The sequence below is a fragment of the Microbispora hainanensis genome, assembly GCF_036186745.1.
GTDB lineage: Bacteria > Actinomycetota > Actinomycetes > Streptosporangiales > Streptosporangiaceae > Microbispora.
In genome coordinates, this window is record NZ_CP108086.1 from 8,406,406 (window position 1) to 8,423,064 (window position 16,659).

A 16,659-nucleotide genomic window follows, 5' to 3' on the forward strand; every position below is an offset into this window, starting at 1 on the left:
TGAGTCACGGCGGGGCCGGGCCGGGCCGAGCGGCCCGGCTTCGCTGTCAGCGGATCATGTCCGCCGACCGTGAAACCGGGCGGAGGTGCGACGCGGGCGGGCCAAGGATTGACCGTATGAAAATTCTGGTCATCGGCGGTTCGGTGTTCCTCGGACGCGCCATCGTGGACGAGGCGCTGCGGCGCGGTCATGAGGTCACGACGTTCAACCGGGGCAGGAGCGGGACGGACCTGCCCGGCGTGGAAGCGGTGCGCGGCGACCGCGAGAGCACCGACGACCTGCGGCGGCTCGCCGACGGCAGGCAGTGGGACGCGGTGATCGACGTGTGCGGCTTCGTTCCCCGCGTCGTCCTGGAGTCCGTACGGACGCTGTCGGGGCACGCTCCGCACTACACGTTCATCTCCAGCATCTCCGCCTATCCGGACTGGCCCGGCAAGCCGGGCGTCGACGAGACCTTCCCCCGCCACGAGTGCCCGCCGGACGCGGACGCCGAGTTCGGCGACTACGGCGTGCTGAAGGCCGGGTGCGAGCGGGCGGTCGAGCAGCACTTCGACGGCGGCGCGCTGGTCATCCAGCCCGGCCTGATCCTCGGCCCGCACGAGAACGTGGGCCGGCTGCCCTGGTGGCTCACCCGCATCTCCCGAGGCGGGCGGGTGCTCGCACCCGGCAACCCGGCGTTCCCGATGCAGCTCATCGACGCCCGGGACATCGCGGCGTTCGCCCTCGACCATGCGGCCAAGGGCACCACCGGCCGCTACATGACGGGCGGGGTGCAGGGCAACACGACGTACGGCGACTGGCTGAACGACTGCGTGGAGGCCACCGGCTCGGACGCGGAGCTGGTGTGGGTCGACGACGCCTTCCTGGTGGAGCAGGGCGTGGAGATGTGGACCGAGCTGCCGCTGTGGGCCCCGGAGGCGGACAACCCGGGCGTGTGGACGCACTCCTCCGCCAAGGCCATCGCCGCGGGTCTCACCTGCAGGCCGGTGCGGGAGACCGTCCGCGACACCTGGGAGTGGCTGAAGGACATCCCCGAGGAGCGGCGCAGCTTCGGCGGCCGGATGCGCCACGGCATCGACCCGGACAAGGAGGCCCGCATCCTCGCCGCCTGGGACGCCCGCTCCTGACCTCGACCACCCTGCGGCCGGGCGGGAGTGGGCGCCGGGCCGCGCGCTCGCCCGCACCGCCCAGGCGGGCTCAGCCGAAGCGACGGCGACACCGAGCGCGCCGGGCGAGGGTGGGCGAGTCCGCTACCGGAGCGGGCTCGCCCAGGGCGGAGGCGAAACCGAGCGCGCCGGGCGGGGGCGGTGGACTCCCCTGGCGGAGGGGGTCGTGGGGAGCCGTAGGCTGTCGGCCATGATCTGGGTGGGTGTGATCGTGGCCGTGCTGGTCGTGTTGGGAGTGCTCGGGATGACCGGGCGCCTGCCGGGGACCTCGCGGCGGCGGTCCGCGCCGCGCCCCTCTTCGCGTCCCTCGCCGGGCCGCGCCGGCCGGACCACGGCGCCCGGGGGGCGTGCCCCGGCCGGGGCCACGCGGCCGGGCACCAGGCCCGGCGGCGGTCCGGCCCCCCACACGACGCGCGGCACCGGCACCGGCTCCGGGGCCCGCGACGGAGGCCGGGGTCGCGGCCCAGGCAGAGGCACGGACAGAGGCACGAGCGGAGGCACGAGCGGAGGCACGGGCAGAGGTCCGGGTGGAGGGCGCAGCGCAGGCGGCGCGGTCACCCAGGCCGATCCGCGTCCGGGCGAGATCTGGTGGGCCGACGTGCCCTACGAGGACGGGCCGGGCCACAAGGTGCGCCCCTGCGTGGTGCTCAGGACGCACCGGGGCGGCGCCGAAGTCCTGAAGATCACAAGCCAGGATCGCAGCGACCGCTCCGACCACGTGGAGATCCCCACCCGCACCTGGGACCCGGACGCCGACCACAACAGCTTCCTCGACCTCACCGGCCCGGTCCGCGTGCCCGTCGGCGACTTCCAGGACAAGGTGGGAACGCTCGACGCGCGCATCTGGCGGCAGGTCTGCCGCCTCCACGAGATCACCCCGAACTGAGCCGCACCTCCGCAGGCCTCGCCCCGAGGCCGGGCCCGCCTCCGAAACCGGCCCCCGAAACCGCCCCCTGAGACCGACCCCGCCGCCTCAGGACCACGCCCGGCCCCGTGACCCCCGCGCCCCGAGGCCGCGCTCTCCTTCACGACCGCGCTCTCCCTCACGACCGCGCTCTCCCTCACGACCGCGCTCTCCCTCACGACCGCGCTCGATCGCGAAACCGCGTCCGAGACCGTGGCCGCCTCCGGGGTCGGCCGTCCGTGTCACTGTGACCCTGCGGGGTCTTCCGCGCCGCCGCGCGGTGGCAGCCCGGCGGCCAGGCCGTCGAGCAGCCTGTCGAGGCCGTACGCGAAGCGGTCGTCGGCGCCCAGGAGTCGCCGGCCGGCCTCCTTCGTCATCCGCTCCAGCATGGGAAACTCACCGGTCGCGATGAGCGACTGCACGAAGGACATGTGCTGCGCCAGCCGCTGCTGCAGGGTCATCCCCGACCGCCGCATCGCCTCGGCCTCGGCCAGTTCGCCCTGGGTGTAGCCGTTCACGTACGCGAAGACCGCGCCGACGAAGGTCAGCATCTCGTCGATGCCCAGGCCGAGACCGTCGAGCATGCCGAGAGCGGTCTCCATCAGGCGTGCGCTGTTCGGGCCGACCTGCGGTCGAGCGGCCGCCAGCGGCGCCAGCCACGGATGGCGGAGCATGGTGCGCCGGGCCTGCCAGGCGAGCAGGCGGAGCCCTTCGGCCCAGTCATCCGGCGGCTGCTGGTCCTCCGGCAGATACTCCCGCACCGCGGTGTCGACCATGAGGTCGAGCACCTCGTCCTTGCTCGTCACGTAGCGATACAGGGACATCGTGCCCGCGCCGAGATCGGCGGCGATCCGCCGCATGGAGATCGCCTCCAGTCCCTCGGCGTCGGCGATGCGGATCGCCGCATCGGCGAGGGCGGCGCGGCTGAAGCTCGGCCGCGGCCCGCGAGCAGGGCGCTCGGGTCGCGTCCACAGGTTCTCGTGGCCCGTCATCGTCAGTCGTCCCGGATCGTCGCAGGTCTCGCGGGTCGTCGCCGCTATTGCGTACACGGTACCCGGTATGTAGGCTCGCCTCGATAAAGTGAGTACGGTATACGCAGTTTCTTGCCGCGCATCGAGGGGATTGTCCATGCCCGCGATCCTCGCCAGGGACGACTTCAGGGCTCCCGGTGTCGAGCTGTTCGACTTCCCGCCGCTCTGGCCGGGCGCGCCATATTGGCTGACCAAGCCCGTGGTGCTGGCCGCGGTCGGCGTGGTCCTGCTGTGCGCGTTCGCGTGGGGGGCCTTCGCGCGGCCGGCCCTCGTGCCGCGCGGCCTGCAGCACCTCGGCGAGTACGGCTACCTGTTCGTCCGCGACCAGGTGGCCCGGCCGTTCCTGGGCAAGGACGCCGAGCGCTGGATGCCGTTCCTGCTCAGCCTCTTCTCGGTGATCCTGCTGTGGAACCTGCTGGGCGTGGTCCCGGGAGTGCAGTTCCCGGTGAACGCCCACATCGCGTTCCCTGTGGTGTTCGCCCTGATCGTGTATGTCATCAAGCTCTGTCTCGGCTTCCGGCACCACGGGGTCGGCGGATATCTCAAGAGCCTGATGTTCCCGCCTGGCCTGCCGAAGCCGCTCGCCCTGGTCCTCTACGCGCCGCTCGAACTGCTCTACGTGTTCGTCACCGCGCCGTTCACGCATGCCGTACGGCTGTTCGCGAACATGTTCGCGGGGCACCTGCTGCTGGCGTTCTTCAGCGCGGTCGGATTCTGGTTCCTCGTCGAGCAGCCCACGGCACTCGGGGCCCCGGTGGGCCTGCTCGGCGTGGCCATGGCCGTCGTGATGACCGGCCTGGAGATATTCATCCAGTTCCTGCAGGCGTTCCTGTTCACCATGCTCGCGGCCATGTACATCGGCAACGCCCTGCACCCGGACCACTGAGCGGGTGCTCGTACTCACCGGTAACTGAGTATCGGCGCTCATGTCCGGCAGCCGCACGCCGCGGACGATGGCATCATGACGCAACCGGTGAAACCCACGACGACGACCGCCTTCTACGTCCAGGCCATCCTCTCGTTCGCGATCTCCGTCGCGGGCCTGGCCGTCGGCATCCTCTACCTTCCGGTCACGACATGGGTGCGCTCCTTCCTCGCCCTCGGGCTGATGTACGTGGTGACCTCGACGTTCACGCTGGCCAAGTGCGTACGGGACCGGCAGGAGGAGTCGACCGTCCTCAGCCGCGTGGACCAGGCCCGGCTCGACAAGCTCCTCGCCGAGCACGACCCCTTCCGTGCCGACTGAGGGCGGCCACTCAGACATGGGGAGGGCGGGATTCCCGCCCCGCTCCCCCGCGTGCACGGTTCCGGTGAGGCACCGGGCTCGTCCGTACGCCGTCGCACGCCGGGCCGCCCGACCAGGCCCGTACGGACGACGGCCGAAGGTCAGTAGGGTGCGCCCATGACCGGCGACATACGCGAGCGCGGGCGGGCGGCCGTCACCGTCGCGGCCGAAGCACAGGCGGCTCTCGACTACTACCTGATCACGCCGGCGGCGGACGGGGACGAAGCCCCGGCCGAGGCGATCGTTGTGGAGGAGTTCACGCTCACCGACGACTTCAGGGCCATCGGCCTGGACACCGCCGGATGGACGGCGGCCGCCGGCGACTGGTGGAGTTCCGCTGCCTTCGGACGCGCGATGCGCGAGGATCCCGGCCTGCGCGCCCGGGTCCGCGCGGTGAGCCGCCCCGAGGCCGAGGCCGCCTACCACGGTCTCGGCGGGGGCGAACTGCCCGGCGAGACGCGGCTGCGGGCTCTGTTCCGCGACCACCAGCCTCTGCCGGACTCCCCTCCCCTGCGCCTCACCCCGCCCAGCGTCCCCGACGGGTTCCACGACACGCGGGTCTACCGCGTGCTGTTCGCCGGTGAGCCACGCCTGTCTCTCCTCGCGGACGTGGTGACGCCCGCCGGGGAGGCCGGCGACCCGGGGACCCGGATCGTCGGCTCTGGCGTACTGCGCGCGGACCCGGACGTCTTCACCTGGGAGGTGCGCCGCATAGGGCCCGGCGTCGCCTGCTGCCTCGATCTCACGGCCCACCTGGGGACCGCGTCCGCCCAGGTCCTCGGGCCGCTGCTGCGGCGGCTGACGACGGCGATGCGCCATGCGGGACCGATTCCCGTGACCGTCGAGCGGTTCTCCTGAGCCCGGACGGCTCGGGCTGCCGGAGGGTATGCGACACAGCCGGCCCGGGGGCCGACCCGCTTGGCGCGGCGGGCCGGCTCCCTTTCGAACGGGCCGGTCTTCAGCGGCGCGCGGCCCCGGCGCCGGTGACGACTCCCATGAGCACAGCCTTCCAGGCGGCCGTTCGCATCGCGGAAATCGCCGGAGGCCACGTCCACATCTTCTGAACACACGCGGGGGTGGTGCTGACGACCGGTCAGGCCGGCGGGAGCCGGACGACGAAGGCGGCACCGCCGGCCGATGACCGCTCCACGTGCACCTCGCCCTCGTGGCCGTTCACGATGTTCCGCACGATGGCCAGGCCGAGGCCGGTCCCGCCGCGGTCGCGGGATCGGGCGGCGTCGAGGCGGGTGAAGCGATCGAAGACGCGCTCCCGGTCCTCCTCGTCGATCCCGTCGCCGTCGTCGGCCACCACAAGCTCCGCCGCGTGGGCCGTACGCCGGACATGGACGAACACGACCGACTTGGCGTGCCGCTGCGCGTTGTCGAGCAGTTCGGACAGCACTCGGCGGAGCCGCGCGTCCACGCCGCGCACCAGAGCCCCGCGCACGGCCTGCACCTTCACGTCGTGCCTGTCCGTACGCCGGGCCACTTCGCTCTGCACGAGATCGCCGAGGTCGAGCATGGCCAGGTCGGACGACTGCGCGGCGGCGTGCAGCTGGGCCAGCAGGTAGAGATCGTCGACCAGCGCATGCAGCCGTTCCACGTCGTTGAGCGCTCGTTCGATCAGGCCGTTCACGTCGATCTCGGCGGGATGCAGCCGGGCCTCCTCCAACTGTGCCCGCAGTCCCGCGATCGGGGTACGCAGCTCGTGCGACACTTCGGCCCCGAACCGCCGCTGCCAGTCGATGGCCTGATACAGCTTGCCGCACATGCTGTCGATGCCGTGCTTGATGCCGCGCTCCAGCTCATCGAGTTCGCCGAGACAATCACGGAGGTGGCGGAGCGAGGTCACTCCTCCGGCATTCCCGAGCCGGTCCGTGACGATCCCCATGAACATCTAAAATCACCGTATACACCGCTTTTCCGGAGTTATTCTTTCCCCTATCCCCGTCCGAGGCCCTTGAAGAAGTCAGCGAAGCCGGTTCTGGCCGGGACCGGCGCGAGCGTCGACGGCGAAGCCGGATCGGGACAGCGCGAATCAGCCCGCCCGAAACCACGATCGACCTGTGATTTCATCCTCGTCTTCGCTCCCGGCATCAGCGCGGGTCAAGGGTCTGTTGATATTGAGCAGGATTGACCGGCCGGGACCGATGACGAAGGATTGTCGATATGACGTATTCCCAGGGCACGGCCCGGCGCTTTCCGTACGCGCTGGTGAAGCTGGTCGTGCTGACTCTCGTGCTGGGCGCCGGGATCGGAGGGGGAATTTTCTTGGCGCTGGCGCTTATGTGGAATTCGGTGTGGGGCGACGGGCTCATTCCCTTCCCGGGCGATCCCATCCCCGGCGATCCGTAAACGGCCGGAATTCCGCCGCCGTTCGTACAGGCGGCCTCCATGCGCTTCCCGTGCCACGCTGCGCTCGCGGTGGTGGGCTCGTGCTTCTCGATCAGCCCTCGTACCGGTTCGTGAGGGGACTCACAGGTAGGCCAGCAGGGCGTCCAGCGGTCGCGGCACGCGATCGGGCTCCAGTGCCGCGACGAGCGGGCTCGCGTAGCGGATCTTGCGGCTGCCGCCTGATCCCATGAACCGGCGGAGCTGGTCGTGGGTGCTGCGCCCGCGCCAGCCGGGCTGCTTCTGCAGCGTGCGAAACGAACGGAGCTCGCCCTCGGCGTCCACGACCCGTTCGACCGTGGCGGTGCCGAGGGCGCGGATCAGCTCGTCTTCCAGGTCGGCCACGCACACGAAGAATCCGAGCGCCTCCAGATCGCTTCTCGTGAGATCGGACCCGAAGCCGGCGCGCTCGAGCCCCCTCCGGAAGGCGCCCTCCTCCCCGGCGTCGCACAGACCGGCCAGCCGGAGATCGCGGCCCGAAGGGCCGAACTTTCCGACGTACGCGCCGATGTTCGTGGCACCGCCCATCGCGAAGACCTCGATGCCTTCGGCCGTGAGGCTCCTGCCCCGGCGCTCGGCCAGCGCCTCGACGGCCGACTTGTCGCTGAGCCCCTCGACGAGGACCACCGTGTGCGTATCGTCCACACCGCTCAGCTTCGCAGCGAATCCGGCGAAGTTCGTACTCATTTTTCCTGCGCTGAAGGGACCGGGACGCCGCGTTCGCGCTGTCGCGGGGTCAGCACACACAACTCGTGGCCGCACGGCATGTAGTGCATCTGCACCAGGAGCCGTGCGGTGCTGGTCCGCGTGCACCAGGGGAGAACGGGTCCTGGAGACGATGTCCGGGCCGACATCGCGAGCGAGTGTGGGAAGCCGCGTGCATCGCACGCATATCCCAACCTGCCTAGCGATGTCTGGAGTGAACGACAGGTGGCGGTCTTCTTCTACCGAGTCGGGCGATGGGCCTTCCGAAGGCGCCGGCTCGTGGGCGTCCTGTGGGTCGGCGTCCTCCTCGTGGTCGGCTTCCTCGGTGTGCGGGCACCGTCGTCGGGGGACGAGGCCCTCCGCATGCCCGGAACCGAGTCGCAGCAGGCCTTCGACCTGTTGGCGGAGCGGTTCCCCGGGACCAACCCCGAGGCCGCCGAGGCCCGCCTGGTGTTCCAGGCATCGGACGGCCGGCAGGTGACGGCCAGGGCGAACAAGGCGGCCATCGAGAAGGCGCTCGGCACGCTGGAGGGAAGTGCCCAGGTCGATTCGGTCAGCGACCCGTTCGGCTCGGGTGCCGTCAGCAAGGACGGCACCATGGCGTACGCCCGGATCAACTACACCGTGGGCGCCGACGACCTGACGCAGGAGGCCAAGCAGACCCTCCAGGCCGCCGCGGATCAGGCCAGGGGCGCGGGGCTGACCGTGGAGTTCGGCGGCACGGCCCTGCTGACGCAACCGCAGACAGGCGCTTCGACGGAGCTCATCGGCCTCGGCGTAGCCGCGGTGGTGCTGTTCCTCACGCTCGGCTCGGTGATCGCGGCAGGCCTGCCGCTGATGACCGCGCTCGTCGGCGTGCTCATCTCACTCATGGGGATCTTCGCCCTGGCTCGGCCCCTGGGCCTGACCTCCACCGTCTCCATCCTGTCGCTCATGCTGGGCCTCGCGGTCGGCATCGACTACTCGCTGTTCATCACCTCCCGCTTCCGCGACGAGCGTGCTCGGGGCAGGGAGCCGGCCGAGGCCGCAGGCCGCGCGGTCGGTACGGCGGGCTCCGCCGTCGTCTTCGCCGGCGCGACGGTCTTCGTCGCCCTGGCCGGACTGAGCGTCGTCGGCATCCCCGAGCTCACCAAGATGGGCCTGGCCAGCGCCGGCACCGTGCTCATCTCCGTCCTCATCGCGTTGACCCTGGTCCCTGCGTTGTTCGGCTTCCTCGGCGACCGGCTGCTGCCTCGCGCGGTCCGCAGGAGCCTGGGCGTGGGTCGCGGCGGCAGGGGCCGCCGGTCCGCAGGCATCGGGGGCACGGTCGCGAACGAACCGTTCGCCAGGGACGTCACCAGCGCGGCGGCTGCCGGATCCTTCGCGGCTTACGGAAAGCGGCCCGGTATCGCCGTCCGCTGGGCCCGCTTCCTGGTGCGCCGACGCCTCGCGGCGCTGCTGGTGGGGGTGATCGGCCTCGGTGTGATCGCCATACCGGCGTTCAGTCTCGAGCTCGGCATCCCCGGCGACGAGTCCAAGCCGGTGACGAACACCCAGCGCCGGGCCTACGACCTGCTGTCCGAAGGCTTCGGCCCCGGCTTCAACGGGCCGCTGACCGTGGTCGTCGACGCCTCGCGGGCCGCCGACGCGCAGGCTGCGGCGGACACGGTCGCCAGGACCGTACGCGACGTGGACGGGGTCGTCTCGGTCGGCGCCCCCGTCTTCAACCCGGCGAAGGACACGGCCGTCCTCACGGCGATCCCCGCGTCCGCTCCGAACACGGCCGAGACCAGGGACCTGGTGCATCACATCCGCAGCGCCGTCGACGCCGTGGAGGACGACACGCACACCTCCATCGCGGTCACCGGCCGTACTGCCGTGATCGTCGACGTCTCCGAGTCCATCTACAGTGCACTCGTGATCTACCTGGCCGTGATCATCGGCTTCGCGGTGATCCTGTTGCTGGTGGTCTTCCGCTCGATCCTGGTGCCCCTCAAGGCGGCCCTCGGCTTCCTGCTGTCCGTGGGTGCGGCGTTCGGCGTCGTCGTCGCGGTCATCCAATGGGGCTGGGCGTCGAGCCTGTTCGGCATCGACCAGACCGGACCGGTCATGTCGATCATCCCGATCTTCGTCATCGGTGTCGTGTTCGGACTCGCCATGGACTACGAGGTCTTCCTCGTCTCCCGGATGCGCGAGGAGTACGTGCACGGTGCGACCAGCGAGGACGCGATCGTCACCGGGTTCCGGCACAGCGGACGCGTCGTCACCGCGGCGGCCGTCATCATGATCAGCGTTTTCGCCGGGTTCATCGGAATCGCCCAGACCAACATCCGGACGACGGGTCTCGGCATGGCCGCCGCGGTCGCCTTCGACGCCTTCGTGGTTCGCATGGCCATCGTCCCGGCCGTGCTGGCCCTCTTCGGGGACCGGTCCTGGAAACTGCCCCGTAAGCTGGAACGCGTGCTTCCGAACGTCGATGTCGAGGGTCGGTCGCTGGACGCTTACCTGTCACCGCAGACGACCGCGCCGGACAAGGAGGCGACCCCGAACCCCGTCGGTGGATGCTGAGCCGGCATGACAACCCTGGAGGGCTTTCTCCCGCGACCGCGCGCAGAACGGTCGCGGGAGGCGGTGATCACGGCGGCGGCGTTCGTGCTCTTCCTGCTCGGCAGCGTCGTGCGGGGCGACGAGTCGCTGACGGCGCCGCCGATCGCCGCGTATCTGCTCGCCGTGGTGTCCTGTGCCGCGCTGCCGCTGCGGCACAGGACACCGCTGCCCGTCATGGTGGTCACCACGCTGTGCAGCGTGCTGGCGATGGTCGCGGGCCTGATGCTGACCCCGTTGGTAGTGGTCCCCGCCATGATCACGGCGTACACGATCGCGGTCCGGACCGAGCGGCGTACGACGGCCGCGGTCCTGCTCATCTCCGCCGCACTCCTCATGGCAGCGGGGCTGGTGTTGCAACCGCTGTCCTGGTCCACGGTCACCAGGACCTGCTCGACGGTCATCTTCCCGCTGGCGGCCGGCGTGCTCGGGCACTCGGCCCAGAACCGGCGTGCCTACCTGGCGGCGGTGGAGGAGCGCGCGTTGCGGGCCGAGGAGAGCCGGGAGAGCGAGGCGCGCCGGCGCGTGGCCGAGGAACGGGTGCGCATCGCCCGGGAACTGCACGACCTCGTGGCCCACGAGATCACCCTTGCCAACGCACAGGCCACGGTCGCCGCGCACTTCTTCGACAGCCGCCCCGAGCAGGCCCGCACCAGCCTGCGGCAGCTGGTGGAGACGACACGCCAGGCGCTGGACGAGCTGCGTGCCACGGTCGGGCTGCTGCGCGAGTCGGGGGACCATGCCCAGCCCGCCGAACCGGCGCCCGGGTTGGCTCAGCTGCCCACGCTCATCGAGTCGTTCCGCCGTGCGGGCCTCACGGTATCGGTGCACGAGGAGGGGCCGGCGGGGACACTGCCGCCGGGCCTGGACCTCACCGCCTACCGGATCATCCAGGAGGCGTTGACCAACGTGACGAAACACGCCGGTATCGGCCGGGCCCGGGTGGGCCTGGCCTGGACCCGCGACCTCGTGACCCTCACCATCACCGACGACGGGCCGGGGGACCACACGATCCCGGGCCCGTCCGCGGGATCGGGCGGCTATGGGCTGATCGGGATACGCGAACGTGTCACTGCGGTCGGCGGCCGGCTTGTCGCAGGCAGGCGGCCCGAGGGCGGATTCCGTGTCGTCGCCGAACTGCCTCGCCCGGCACGGGAGACGACCCGAAGTTCCGCCGCGGTCGACCGGGAGCAGACGGGTGTGACGACGACCGCTCGATCGACGGCGGACGCCGAACTGCCGGCGGGTGAAGCTCTGCCGAGCGGTGAGGCGCCGGACGACGCCGCACGGCGCGGGGACGTCGCATGACGCTGCGCGTCCTGCTCGCCGATGATCAGGCCCTGCTGCGCGGAGCCTTCCGGATGTTGCTCGACAGCACCGACGACATCATGGTCGTCGGTGAGGCGGCCGACGGCCGGGAGGCGGTCCGGCTCGCCCGGGAACTGCGCCCGGACGTGGTGGTCATGGACATCCGGATGCCCGGGGTGGACGGGATCACCGCCACCGCGCAGATCTGTGCCGATCCGGAGCTACAGGACTCCCGCATCCTGATCCTCACCACGTACGAGACCGACGAGTACGTCGCGCAGGCGCTGCGCGCAGGGGCCAGCGGTTTCATCGGCAAGGGGATCGGGGCCGAGGACCTGGCGGACGCGGTGCGAACCATCGCGGCCGGCGACACCCTGCTGTCCCCGGCCGCGACCCGCTCCCTGGTCGCCCGTTTCCTGGCGACACCGGAGAACACCGCACGTCGGCCCCGTCAGTCCGAACGGCTCGCCGAGCTCACCCCGCGCGAGCGCGAGATGGTGGCGCTGGTCGCCACCGGCCTGTCCAACCAGGAAATCGCCGAGCAGATGTACCTCAGCCCGTTCACCGTACGCGCCCACGTACAGCGGGCCATGACGAAGCTCCAGGCACGCGACCGCGCGCAGCTCGTCGTCATCGCCTATCAGACGGGCCTGGTGCAGGTCACCGCGGACGACGACAGCCCGGAATGGTCCGCCTGAGGGCAGGGCAGGTCCGGCGAAGTTCGTACCCGTTTTTCCTGCGCGGTAGGGGCCGCGGAGTCTACTGCGGGGGCAGCACGCAGAACTCGTGGCCGTCGGGATCGGCCATGACCACCCAGTCGGCCTCGCCCTGACCGATGTCGATGCGCGTCGCCCCGAGGGAGATGAGACGGTCGACCTCCGCCTGCTGATCACCGTCGGCGGGTGGAGCGAGGTCGAAATGCAGCCGCTCCTTCCCTGTCTTCGGCATGAGCGGCGGACCACCCCAGGTGATCTTCGGGCCGCCGTGCGGCGAGCGGACAGCGGTCTCCTGGTCCTGATCCCAGACCAACGGCCAGCCCAGCGCCTTGCACCAGAAATACCCGGCCTCCTGCGAACCATCGCACGCCAGCGCCCCGATGAATCCGCAGCCGGCGAGGAACTGGTTGTCCGGCCCGATGACGCAGAACTCGTTGCCCTCCGGGTCGGCGAGCACGACGTGAGCCTCGTCCGGCCGCTGGCCGATGTCGATGTGCCGGGCGCCGAGTTCGAGCGCCCTCGCCACCGTCTGCTGCTGGTCCTCAAGGGACGTGCTCGTCAGATCGAAGTGCGCCTGGTTCTGGCCGGTCTTCTGCTCCTGACTCGGAACAAAGCGGATCCGGAAGCCGGTGTCATCGCCCGGCAGGAGCGTGATGCCCTCCCGGGGATCGTCGGCCATCTCCCAGCCCAGGACACCGGCCCAGAAGCGCGCGAGACGGAGCGGGTCGTGCGCGTCGAAGCAGAGCGCGACAAGGTGACAGGCCATCCCGCTCCAGACCTCCCTTTCGGTTGAATGAGTATTGGGAGGTGGTCGACCATATCCTCGGAACGGAAGAGATGCTCCAGGAGCATATCTACGGCCGGCAACCCTGATGCCGTTCACTGTTCCCGTTCACGGCGATGACGGCCCGCGCGGGCAGGCCCTGCATATGATCGTTACTGGCCTATGCGTCCGTCGATCCGTTCGCGCAGCAGGTCGACGTGACCCATGTGGCGGCCGTACTCCCAGATCATTCCGACCAGCACCTCGCGCAGCGACATCGATCCTCCACCGCTGCCATGCTGGTTCAGGGGATCGTCGCCGGTGATATCGAGACCGGGCGCCTCGGCTACGAAGCGCTCGGCGAAGTCCACCTCCGCACGCCATGCGGCCCACGCCTCCGCGACCATCTCCGGGTCGGGAACGGCACCATCGAAATCGCCGTCACGGTCGGTGTCCGAAGTGAAAAGCCGGGGCACGTCCTGTCCCGCCATCATCACCCGGAACGTCGCACGCTCCCCCTCTGCCAGATGTCGCACCAGCCCCAGGAGCGACATCGTCGAAGGCTCGACGGAACGCCGCGCCATGGCCTCGGCATCAAGGCCTTCGCACTTCATCTCCAACGTGAGGCGCGCACAACGCAGGGCTTCGACCAGCGTCGTGCGCTCATCGCCCAGCGTTGGTCCGTTCTCACGTGGATCATCGTCGGACGGCTTGCCGTCCGCAGTGAACATGTCGGCTCGTCGCGTCGTTGCCATGGCCGCAATCATTGGCGCGCACACTGCGGTCGGCAACTGATTTACGCCACCCGAACTTTTGGTCACCAGGAGTCGGCATCGCCACCAGGGGAAACCCCGCTTCGTCCACGAGCTCAAGCAGGTTTTCCCAGGCAGAGGATGCGTTGTCCGTGAAAGCCCACCAGGTGCGGTGGACGTACCTCGCACCGACCGAAGCATCGGCAAGCCCCGCAGCGCGAGGCGGCGTCCTTCCTCTCGTCACTCGGACCCCTCTCTGTCAGACTGTTGTAAGACATGGGACGAGAGAGTCCTTTTGATGCGAAGCGGGGCGAGACGGGACGATTGAGACAGTGACGATGACCCTCGCCGACCAGGCTGCCCGGACGGGGCAGGATGGTCAGGTGACAGACAAGCGAGTGAGCCGAAGCGGATGCCGAGCAGGGCTTGGGCGATGGCCAGGGTCAGCAGCTCGGCGTCGGTGAGCTTGGGTGGGCGTCCGATCCGGGCCGGACGCCCCAGCCAGTCATCGATCTTGACGTACAGTGCGGTGCGAAGGGTGTTGATGTCTGTCGTCACAAACGGATCATCGACACCCTTCGCCCTTCCCCACAGTCCGCCTAAAGGCGACTTAGGACTTACTCGTCTAGGTCGGGCATCGGTCCGGGGAGTCAGCCCGCAACGAGCATGGATTTGAACCACAGCATGAGGCAGAGGATTACCGCTGTCTTCACGACGAACACCATCTGACCAGGCTGAAGCGTCTCCGGCTCGCCTTTTTCGTGTGCGACCGTAGCCCATCGCCTGATGCTCGCTCCCTGCCCCACCGAAGCAAGGAAGAGAGTGAAGAATCCCACGGACAAGAAGCCGAGGGCCTCACGGGCCGGCCAGTCCTGGATCATGGCGATCGCAAGGACGAACACGATTCCCATCAGCGCCGCCAGTGGAATTCGCCATCGGAATCGCTTCGTCGGCATCAACAGCGCGAATCTCAGGACGAAGAGTCCGGCACCTACCACGGTTGCGACCCACAGGACGGCGTCGGACACACCACCCGCGGTAGAAATCGTCATTTTCGCACTATAACAGGCTCTCACCCTGGCATGATTCGGGTTACATGGCTCGGCAACGTCGGCCGGGTTCCGACAGATGCGGCCGCACGGTGTGCCGCCCCGGCTCATAATGTGTCGGGAGCGGAAGGCAGGACGGGTGAACGCCTCGTTCAAGGCCGCGGAGTGCTCATCGGTTACGTCGCTCAGGGCTCGGTCGCAGTTTCCTTGCCACTACTGACCAAACCATGTATCCGGTTATCGCCACCCCTGCGGTAAGAGGGATGGCCCACTGCCGCACCAGCGTGATACCTGACTTGGCTCACGTTTCAAGATTGTCGCTGAGCGCGAGGCGTTGACCTCGTGGTTCCCCGTCGGGAACGGCGAAAAGTGCGCACTAAATCGATCATGTCTCTACCCTGGTGGCCGTGTCTCCGTACGTGCGGACGGTGAAGACGGCCTCAGGCGCCCGGGCGGTGCAGATCGTCTACTCCTCCCGCCGCGGATCGCGGGAGATCGAGCACATCGGGTCGGCGCACGACGACGCCGAGTTGGAGACGCTCAGGGCGGTGGCGCGTCAGCGGCTGGCCGCCGGCCAGCAGGAACTGGACCTGGGGCTGGACGATGGGCCGATGGCGGGCGGGCCGCTGGAGATCGTCAGCTCGCGGATGGAACACCTGTGGGACGCGCTGTCCCGCGCCTACGACACGCTGGGGTTTGCTGCCGCGGCCGGGGGCGATGAGGTGTTCCGGCAGCTGGTGCTCGCGCGGGTGATCGAACCGACGAGCAAGCACGACAGCCTGCGCGTGCTCGGCGAGGCCGGGATCGATGCGGTGTCGTATGCCACGGTGAAGCGCCGCCTGCCGGACTACGCCGCACCGCAGTGGCGCCAGGCCCTGGCCGGTGCATGCGCGGCCCACACCCGCCTCGGGCCGGCCAGCCTGGTCCTCTACGACGTGTCAACCTTGTACTTCGAGACCGACGCCGGGGATGGGTTCCGCGAGCCGGGCTTTTCCAAGGAACGCCGCCTGGACCCGCAGATCACGATCGGGCTGCTCACCGACTCCTCCGGGTTCCCGCTCATGGTGACCGCCTTCGAGGGCAACAAGGCCGAGACCCACACCATGCTCCCGGTGATCGAAGGGTTCATGGCGGCCCACCACCTGCCGGACGTCACGATCGTGGCCGACGCCGGGATGATCTCCGAGGCGAACAAGCAGGCCATCGAAGCCGCTGGGCTGTCGTTCATCCTCGGCATGAAGATCCCCGAGGTGCCGTATGTGGTCAAGCAGTGGCGGCGCGAGCACCCCGGCACCCCGATCCCCGACGGGCACATCTTCATCCAGCCCTGGCCGTCGGGATCGAGCCGGCCCCGCCGCGACCAGATGATCTACTACCAGTACCGGGCAGAGCGGGCCCGGCGCACCCTGCGCGGCATCGACGAGCAGGTCGCCAAGGCCCAGCGCGCCGTCGACGGGCAGGCGCCGGTCAAGCGCAACCGGTTCATCAGGCTGTCCGGCGCTACCAAGAGCGTCAACACCGAGCTGGTGGACAAGGCCAAGGCCCTGGCCGGGCTCAAGGGCTACATCACCAATCTCGCCGCCTGCCCGGACGGGACGCCCATCACCGCCGAGTTCGTCATCAGCTCCTACCATCGGCTGTTCGAGATCGAAAAGTCCTTCCGGATGAGCAAGCACGACCTCAAAGCACGGCCGATCTACCACCACAAACGCGAGTCCATCGACGCGCACCTGACGATCGTGTTCGCCGCCCTGGCGGTCGGCCGGTGGATCGAGGCACGGACCGGATGGTCGATCAAGAAGTTCGTCCGCACCGCCCGCCGCTATCGCACCGTCCGAATCCAAGCCGGCAACCACGTCCTGACCGCCGCCGACCCTCTGCCCACCGACCTACGCAACGCCCTCAAGCGGATCCGCAGCCCCGAAGGTGCGCACTAAATTGAGCCAACTCAGGTGATATGCGACGGCGGCCGAATGCGTCCAGGTGCTACCTCACCTCTCGGAGAT

16 protein-coding genes and 1 pseudogene are annotated in these 16,659 nt (G+C 69.5%); 10 read left to right on the top strand and 7 right to left on the bottom strand.

What is annotated here, in order from left to right; all coding sequences use genetic code 11:
• Positions 1 to 116 precede the first annotated feature (116 nt).
• Both OHB01_RS38040 and OHB01_RS38045 read left to right on the top strand, forming a co-directional pair.
• On the top strand, positions 117 to 1,127 hold the full coding sequence (locus tag OHB01_RS38040; protein WP_142645524.1) for an NAD-dependent epimerase/dehydratase family protein: 1,011 nt from the start codon (positions 117 to 119) through the stop codon (positions 1,125 to 1,127).
• 229 nt (positions 1,128 to 1,356) lie between these two features.
• Entirely contained in the window at positions 1,357 to 2,052 is a 696-nt protein-coding gene (locus OHB01_RS38045; RefSeq protein WP_328854669.1) for a type II toxin-antitoxin system PemK/MazF family toxin, read from the top strand.
• Between the two features lie 260 nt (positions 2,053 to 2,312).
• Here OHB01_RS38045 and OHB01_RS38050 read toward each other — a convergent pair whose 3' ends face one another.
• Positions 2,313 to 3,119 carry a TetR/AcrR family transcriptional regulator gene (locus OHB01_RS38050; RefSeq protein WP_205829792.1) on the bottom strand — a complete coding sequence of 269 codons (807 nt, stop codon included), beginning with the start codon at positions 3,117 to 3,119 and terminating at the stop codon, positions 2,313 to 2,315.
• 79 nt (positions 3,120 to 3,198) lie between these two features.
• On the opposite strand from OHB01_RS38050, the gene atpB reads away from it, so the two are divergent.
• From atpB to OHB01_RS38065, 3 genes are all read left to right on the top strand, one after another.
• A complete protein-coding gene (atpB, locus tag OHB01_RS38055; RefSeq protein ID WP_205829793.1) occupies positions 3,199 to 3,987 on the top strand; it encodes a F0F1 ATP synthase subunit A in 789 nt (262 codons plus the stop codon).
• A gap of 75 nt (positions 3,988 to 4,062) precedes the next feature.
• Positions 4,063 to 4,347 carry a YiaA/YiaB family inner membrane protein gene (locus tag OHB01_RS38060; RefSeq protein ID WP_142645526.1) on the top strand — a complete coding sequence of 95 codons (285 nt, stop codon included), beginning with the start codon at positions 4,063 to 4,065 and terminating at the stop codon, positions 4,345 to 4,347.
• Positions 4,348 to 4,503: 156 nt separating this feature from the next.
• On the top strand, positions 4,504 to 5,244 hold the full coding sequence (locus tag OHB01_RS38065; protein ID WP_142645527.1) for a hypothetical protein: 741 nt from the start codon (positions 4,504 to 4,506) through the stop codon (positions 5,242 to 5,244).
• A gap of 235 nt (positions 5,245 to 5,479) precedes the next feature.
• Here OHB01_RS38065 and OHB01_RS38070 read toward each other — a convergent pair whose 3' ends face one another.
• Positions 5,480 to 6,277 (bottom strand): sensor histidine kinase, encoded by a 798-nt coding sequence (locus tag OHB01_RS38070; RefSeq protein ID WP_187280536.1) that lies wholly within the window; start codon positions 6,275 to 6,277, stop codon positions 5,480 to 5,482.
• Positions 6,278 to 6,555: 278 nt separating this feature from the next.
• On the opposite strand from OHB01_RS38070, the gene OHB01_RS38075 reads away from it, so the two are divergent.
• Positions 6,556 to 6,741: a hypothetical protein gene (locus OHB01_RS38075; protein ID WP_147942446.1), complete on the top strand. Its 186-nt coding sequence runs from the start codon at positions 6,556 to 6,558 to the stop codon at positions 6,739 to 6,741.
• A gap of 120 nt (positions 6,742 to 6,861) precedes the next feature.
• Here the strand turns inward: OHB01_RS38075 and OHB01_RS38080 are convergent, their stop codons facing one another.
• On the bottom strand, positions 6,862 to 7,422 hold the full coding sequence (locus OHB01_RS38080) for a TOPRIM nucleotidyl transferase/hydrolase domain-containing protein (RefSeq protein WP_328854671.1): 561 nt from the start codon (positions 7,420 to 7,422) through the stop codon (positions 6,862 to 6,864).
• A gap of 339 nt (positions 7,423 to 7,761) precedes the next feature.
• Between OHB01_RS38080 and OHB01_RS38085 the strand changes: the two genes are divergently transcribed.
• The 3 genes from OHB01_RS38085 to OHB01_RS38095 are packed head-to-tail and all read left to right on the top strand — an operon-like array spanning position 7,762 to position 12,071.
• Positions 7,762 to 10,029 carry an MMPL family transporter gene (locus OHB01_RS38085; RefSeq protein ID WP_328854672.1) on the top strand — a complete coding sequence of 756 codons (2,268 nt, stop codon included), beginning with the start codon at positions 7,762 to 7,764 and terminating at the stop codon, positions 10,027 to 10,029.
• Between the two features lie 6 nt (positions 10,030 to 10,035).
• The gene (locus OHB01_RS38090; protein WP_147942448.1) at positions 10,036 to 11,373 is read left to right on the top strand and encodes a sensor histidine kinase; all 1,338 of its coding nucleotides are present in this window, start codon (positions 10,036 to 10,038) and stop codon (positions 11,371 to 11,373) included.
• Positions 11,370 to 12,071 (top strand): response regulator transcription factor, encoded by a 702-nt coding sequence (locus tag OHB01_RS38095; protein WP_328710614.1) that lies wholly within the window; start codon positions 11,370 to 11,372, stop codon positions 12,069 to 12,071. Before OHB01_RS38090 ends, OHB01_RS38095 begins: the two co-directional genes overlap by 4 nt.
• A gap of 61 nt (positions 12,072 to 12,132) precedes the next feature.
• Here OHB01_RS38095 and OHB01_RS38100 read toward each other — a convergent pair whose 3' ends face one another.
• The 4 genes and pseudogenes from OHB01_RS38100 to OHB01_RS38110 all read right to left on the bottom strand — a co-directional run bounded on the left by OHB01_RS38100 (position 12,133) and on the right by OHB01_RS38110 (position 14,656).
• Entirely contained in the window at positions 12,133 to 12,855 is a 723-nt protein-coding gene (locus OHB01_RS38100; RefSeq protein WP_328854673.1) for a VOC family protein, read from the bottom strand.
• A gap of 170 nt (positions 12,856 to 13,025) precedes the next feature.
• Complete coding sequence (locus tag OHB01_RS38105) at positions 13,026 to 13,583, bottom strand: DinB family protein (RefSeq protein WP_205829795.1); 558 nt, start codon at positions 13,581 to 13,583, stop codon at positions 13,026 to 13,028.
• A 428-nt stretch (positions 13,584 to 14,011) separates the two neighbouring features.
• Positions 14,012 to 14,162, bottom strand: a pseudogene (locus tag OHB01_RS40065) (IS982 family transposase); the annotation flags it as partial.
• A 92-nt stretch (positions 14,163 to 14,254) separates the two neighbouring features.
• Entirely contained in the window at positions 14,255 to 14,656 is a 402-nt protein-coding gene (locus tag OHB01_RS38110) for a hypothetical protein (protein ID WP_328710616.1), read from the bottom strand.
• 404 nt (positions 14,657 to 15,060) lie between these two features.
• On the opposite strand from OHB01_RS38110, the gene OHB01_RS38115 reads away from it, so the two are divergent.
• A complete protein-coding gene (locus tag OHB01_RS38115) occupies positions 15,061 to 16,590 on the top strand; it encodes an IS1634 family transposase (RefSeq protein ID WP_419197557.1) in 1,530 nt (509 codons plus the stop codon).
• Positions 16,591 to 16,659 lie beyond the last annotated feature (69 nt).

Excerpts from the sequence above, each read along its gene's own strand:
- OHB01_RS38090 (WP_147942448.1), top strand. The coding sequence starts at position 10,036 with ATGACAACCCTGGAGGGCTTTCTCCCGCGACCGCGCGCAGAACGGTCG.
- OHB01_RS38100 (WP_328854673.1), bottom strand. The coding sequence starts at position 12,855 with ATGGCCTGTCACCTTGTCGCGCTCTGCTTCGACGCGCACGACCCGCTC.
- OHB01_RS38060 (WP_142645526.1), top strand. The coding sequence starts at position 4,063 with ATGACGCAACCGGTGAAACCCACGACGACGACCGCCTTCTACGTCCAG.
- OHB01_RS38070 (WP_187280536.1), bottom strand. The coding sequence starts at position 6,277 with ATGGGGATCGTCACGGACCGGCTCGGGAATGCCGGAGGAGTGACCTCG.
- OHB01_RS38105 (WP_205829795.1), bottom strand. The coding sequence starts at position 13,583 with ATGTTCACTGCGGACGGCAAGCCGTCCGACGATGATCCACGTGAGAAC.
- OHB01_RS38045 (WP_328854669.1), top strand. The coding sequence starts at position 1,357 with ATGATCTGGGTGGGTGTGATCGTGGCCGTGCTGGTCGTGTTGGGAGTG.
- OHB01_RS38110 (WP_328710616.1), bottom strand. The coding sequence starts at position 14,656 with ATGACGATTTCTACCGCGGGTGGTGTGTCCGACGCCGTCCTGTGGGTC.
- OHB01_RS38075 (WP_147942446.1), top strand. The coding sequence starts at position 6,556 with ATGACGTATTCCCAGGGCACGGCCCGGCGCTTTCCGTACGCGCTGGTG.
- OHB01_RS38065 (WP_142645527.1), top strand. The coding sequence starts at position 4,504 with ATGACCGGCGACATACGCGAGCGCGGGCGGGCGGCCGTCACCGTCGCG.
- OHB01_RS38040 (WP_142645524.1), top strand. The coding sequence starts at position 117 with ATGAAAATTCTGGTCATCGGCGGTTCGGTGTTCCTCGGACGCGCCATC.
- atpB (WP_205829793.1), top strand. The coding sequence starts at position 3,199 with ATGCCCGCGATCCTCGCCAGGGACGACTTCAGGGCTCCCGGTGTCGAG.
- OHB01_RS38095 (WP_328710614.1), top strand. The coding sequence starts at position 11,370 with ATGACGCTGCGCGTCCTGCTCGCCGATGATCAGGCCCTGCTGCGCGGA.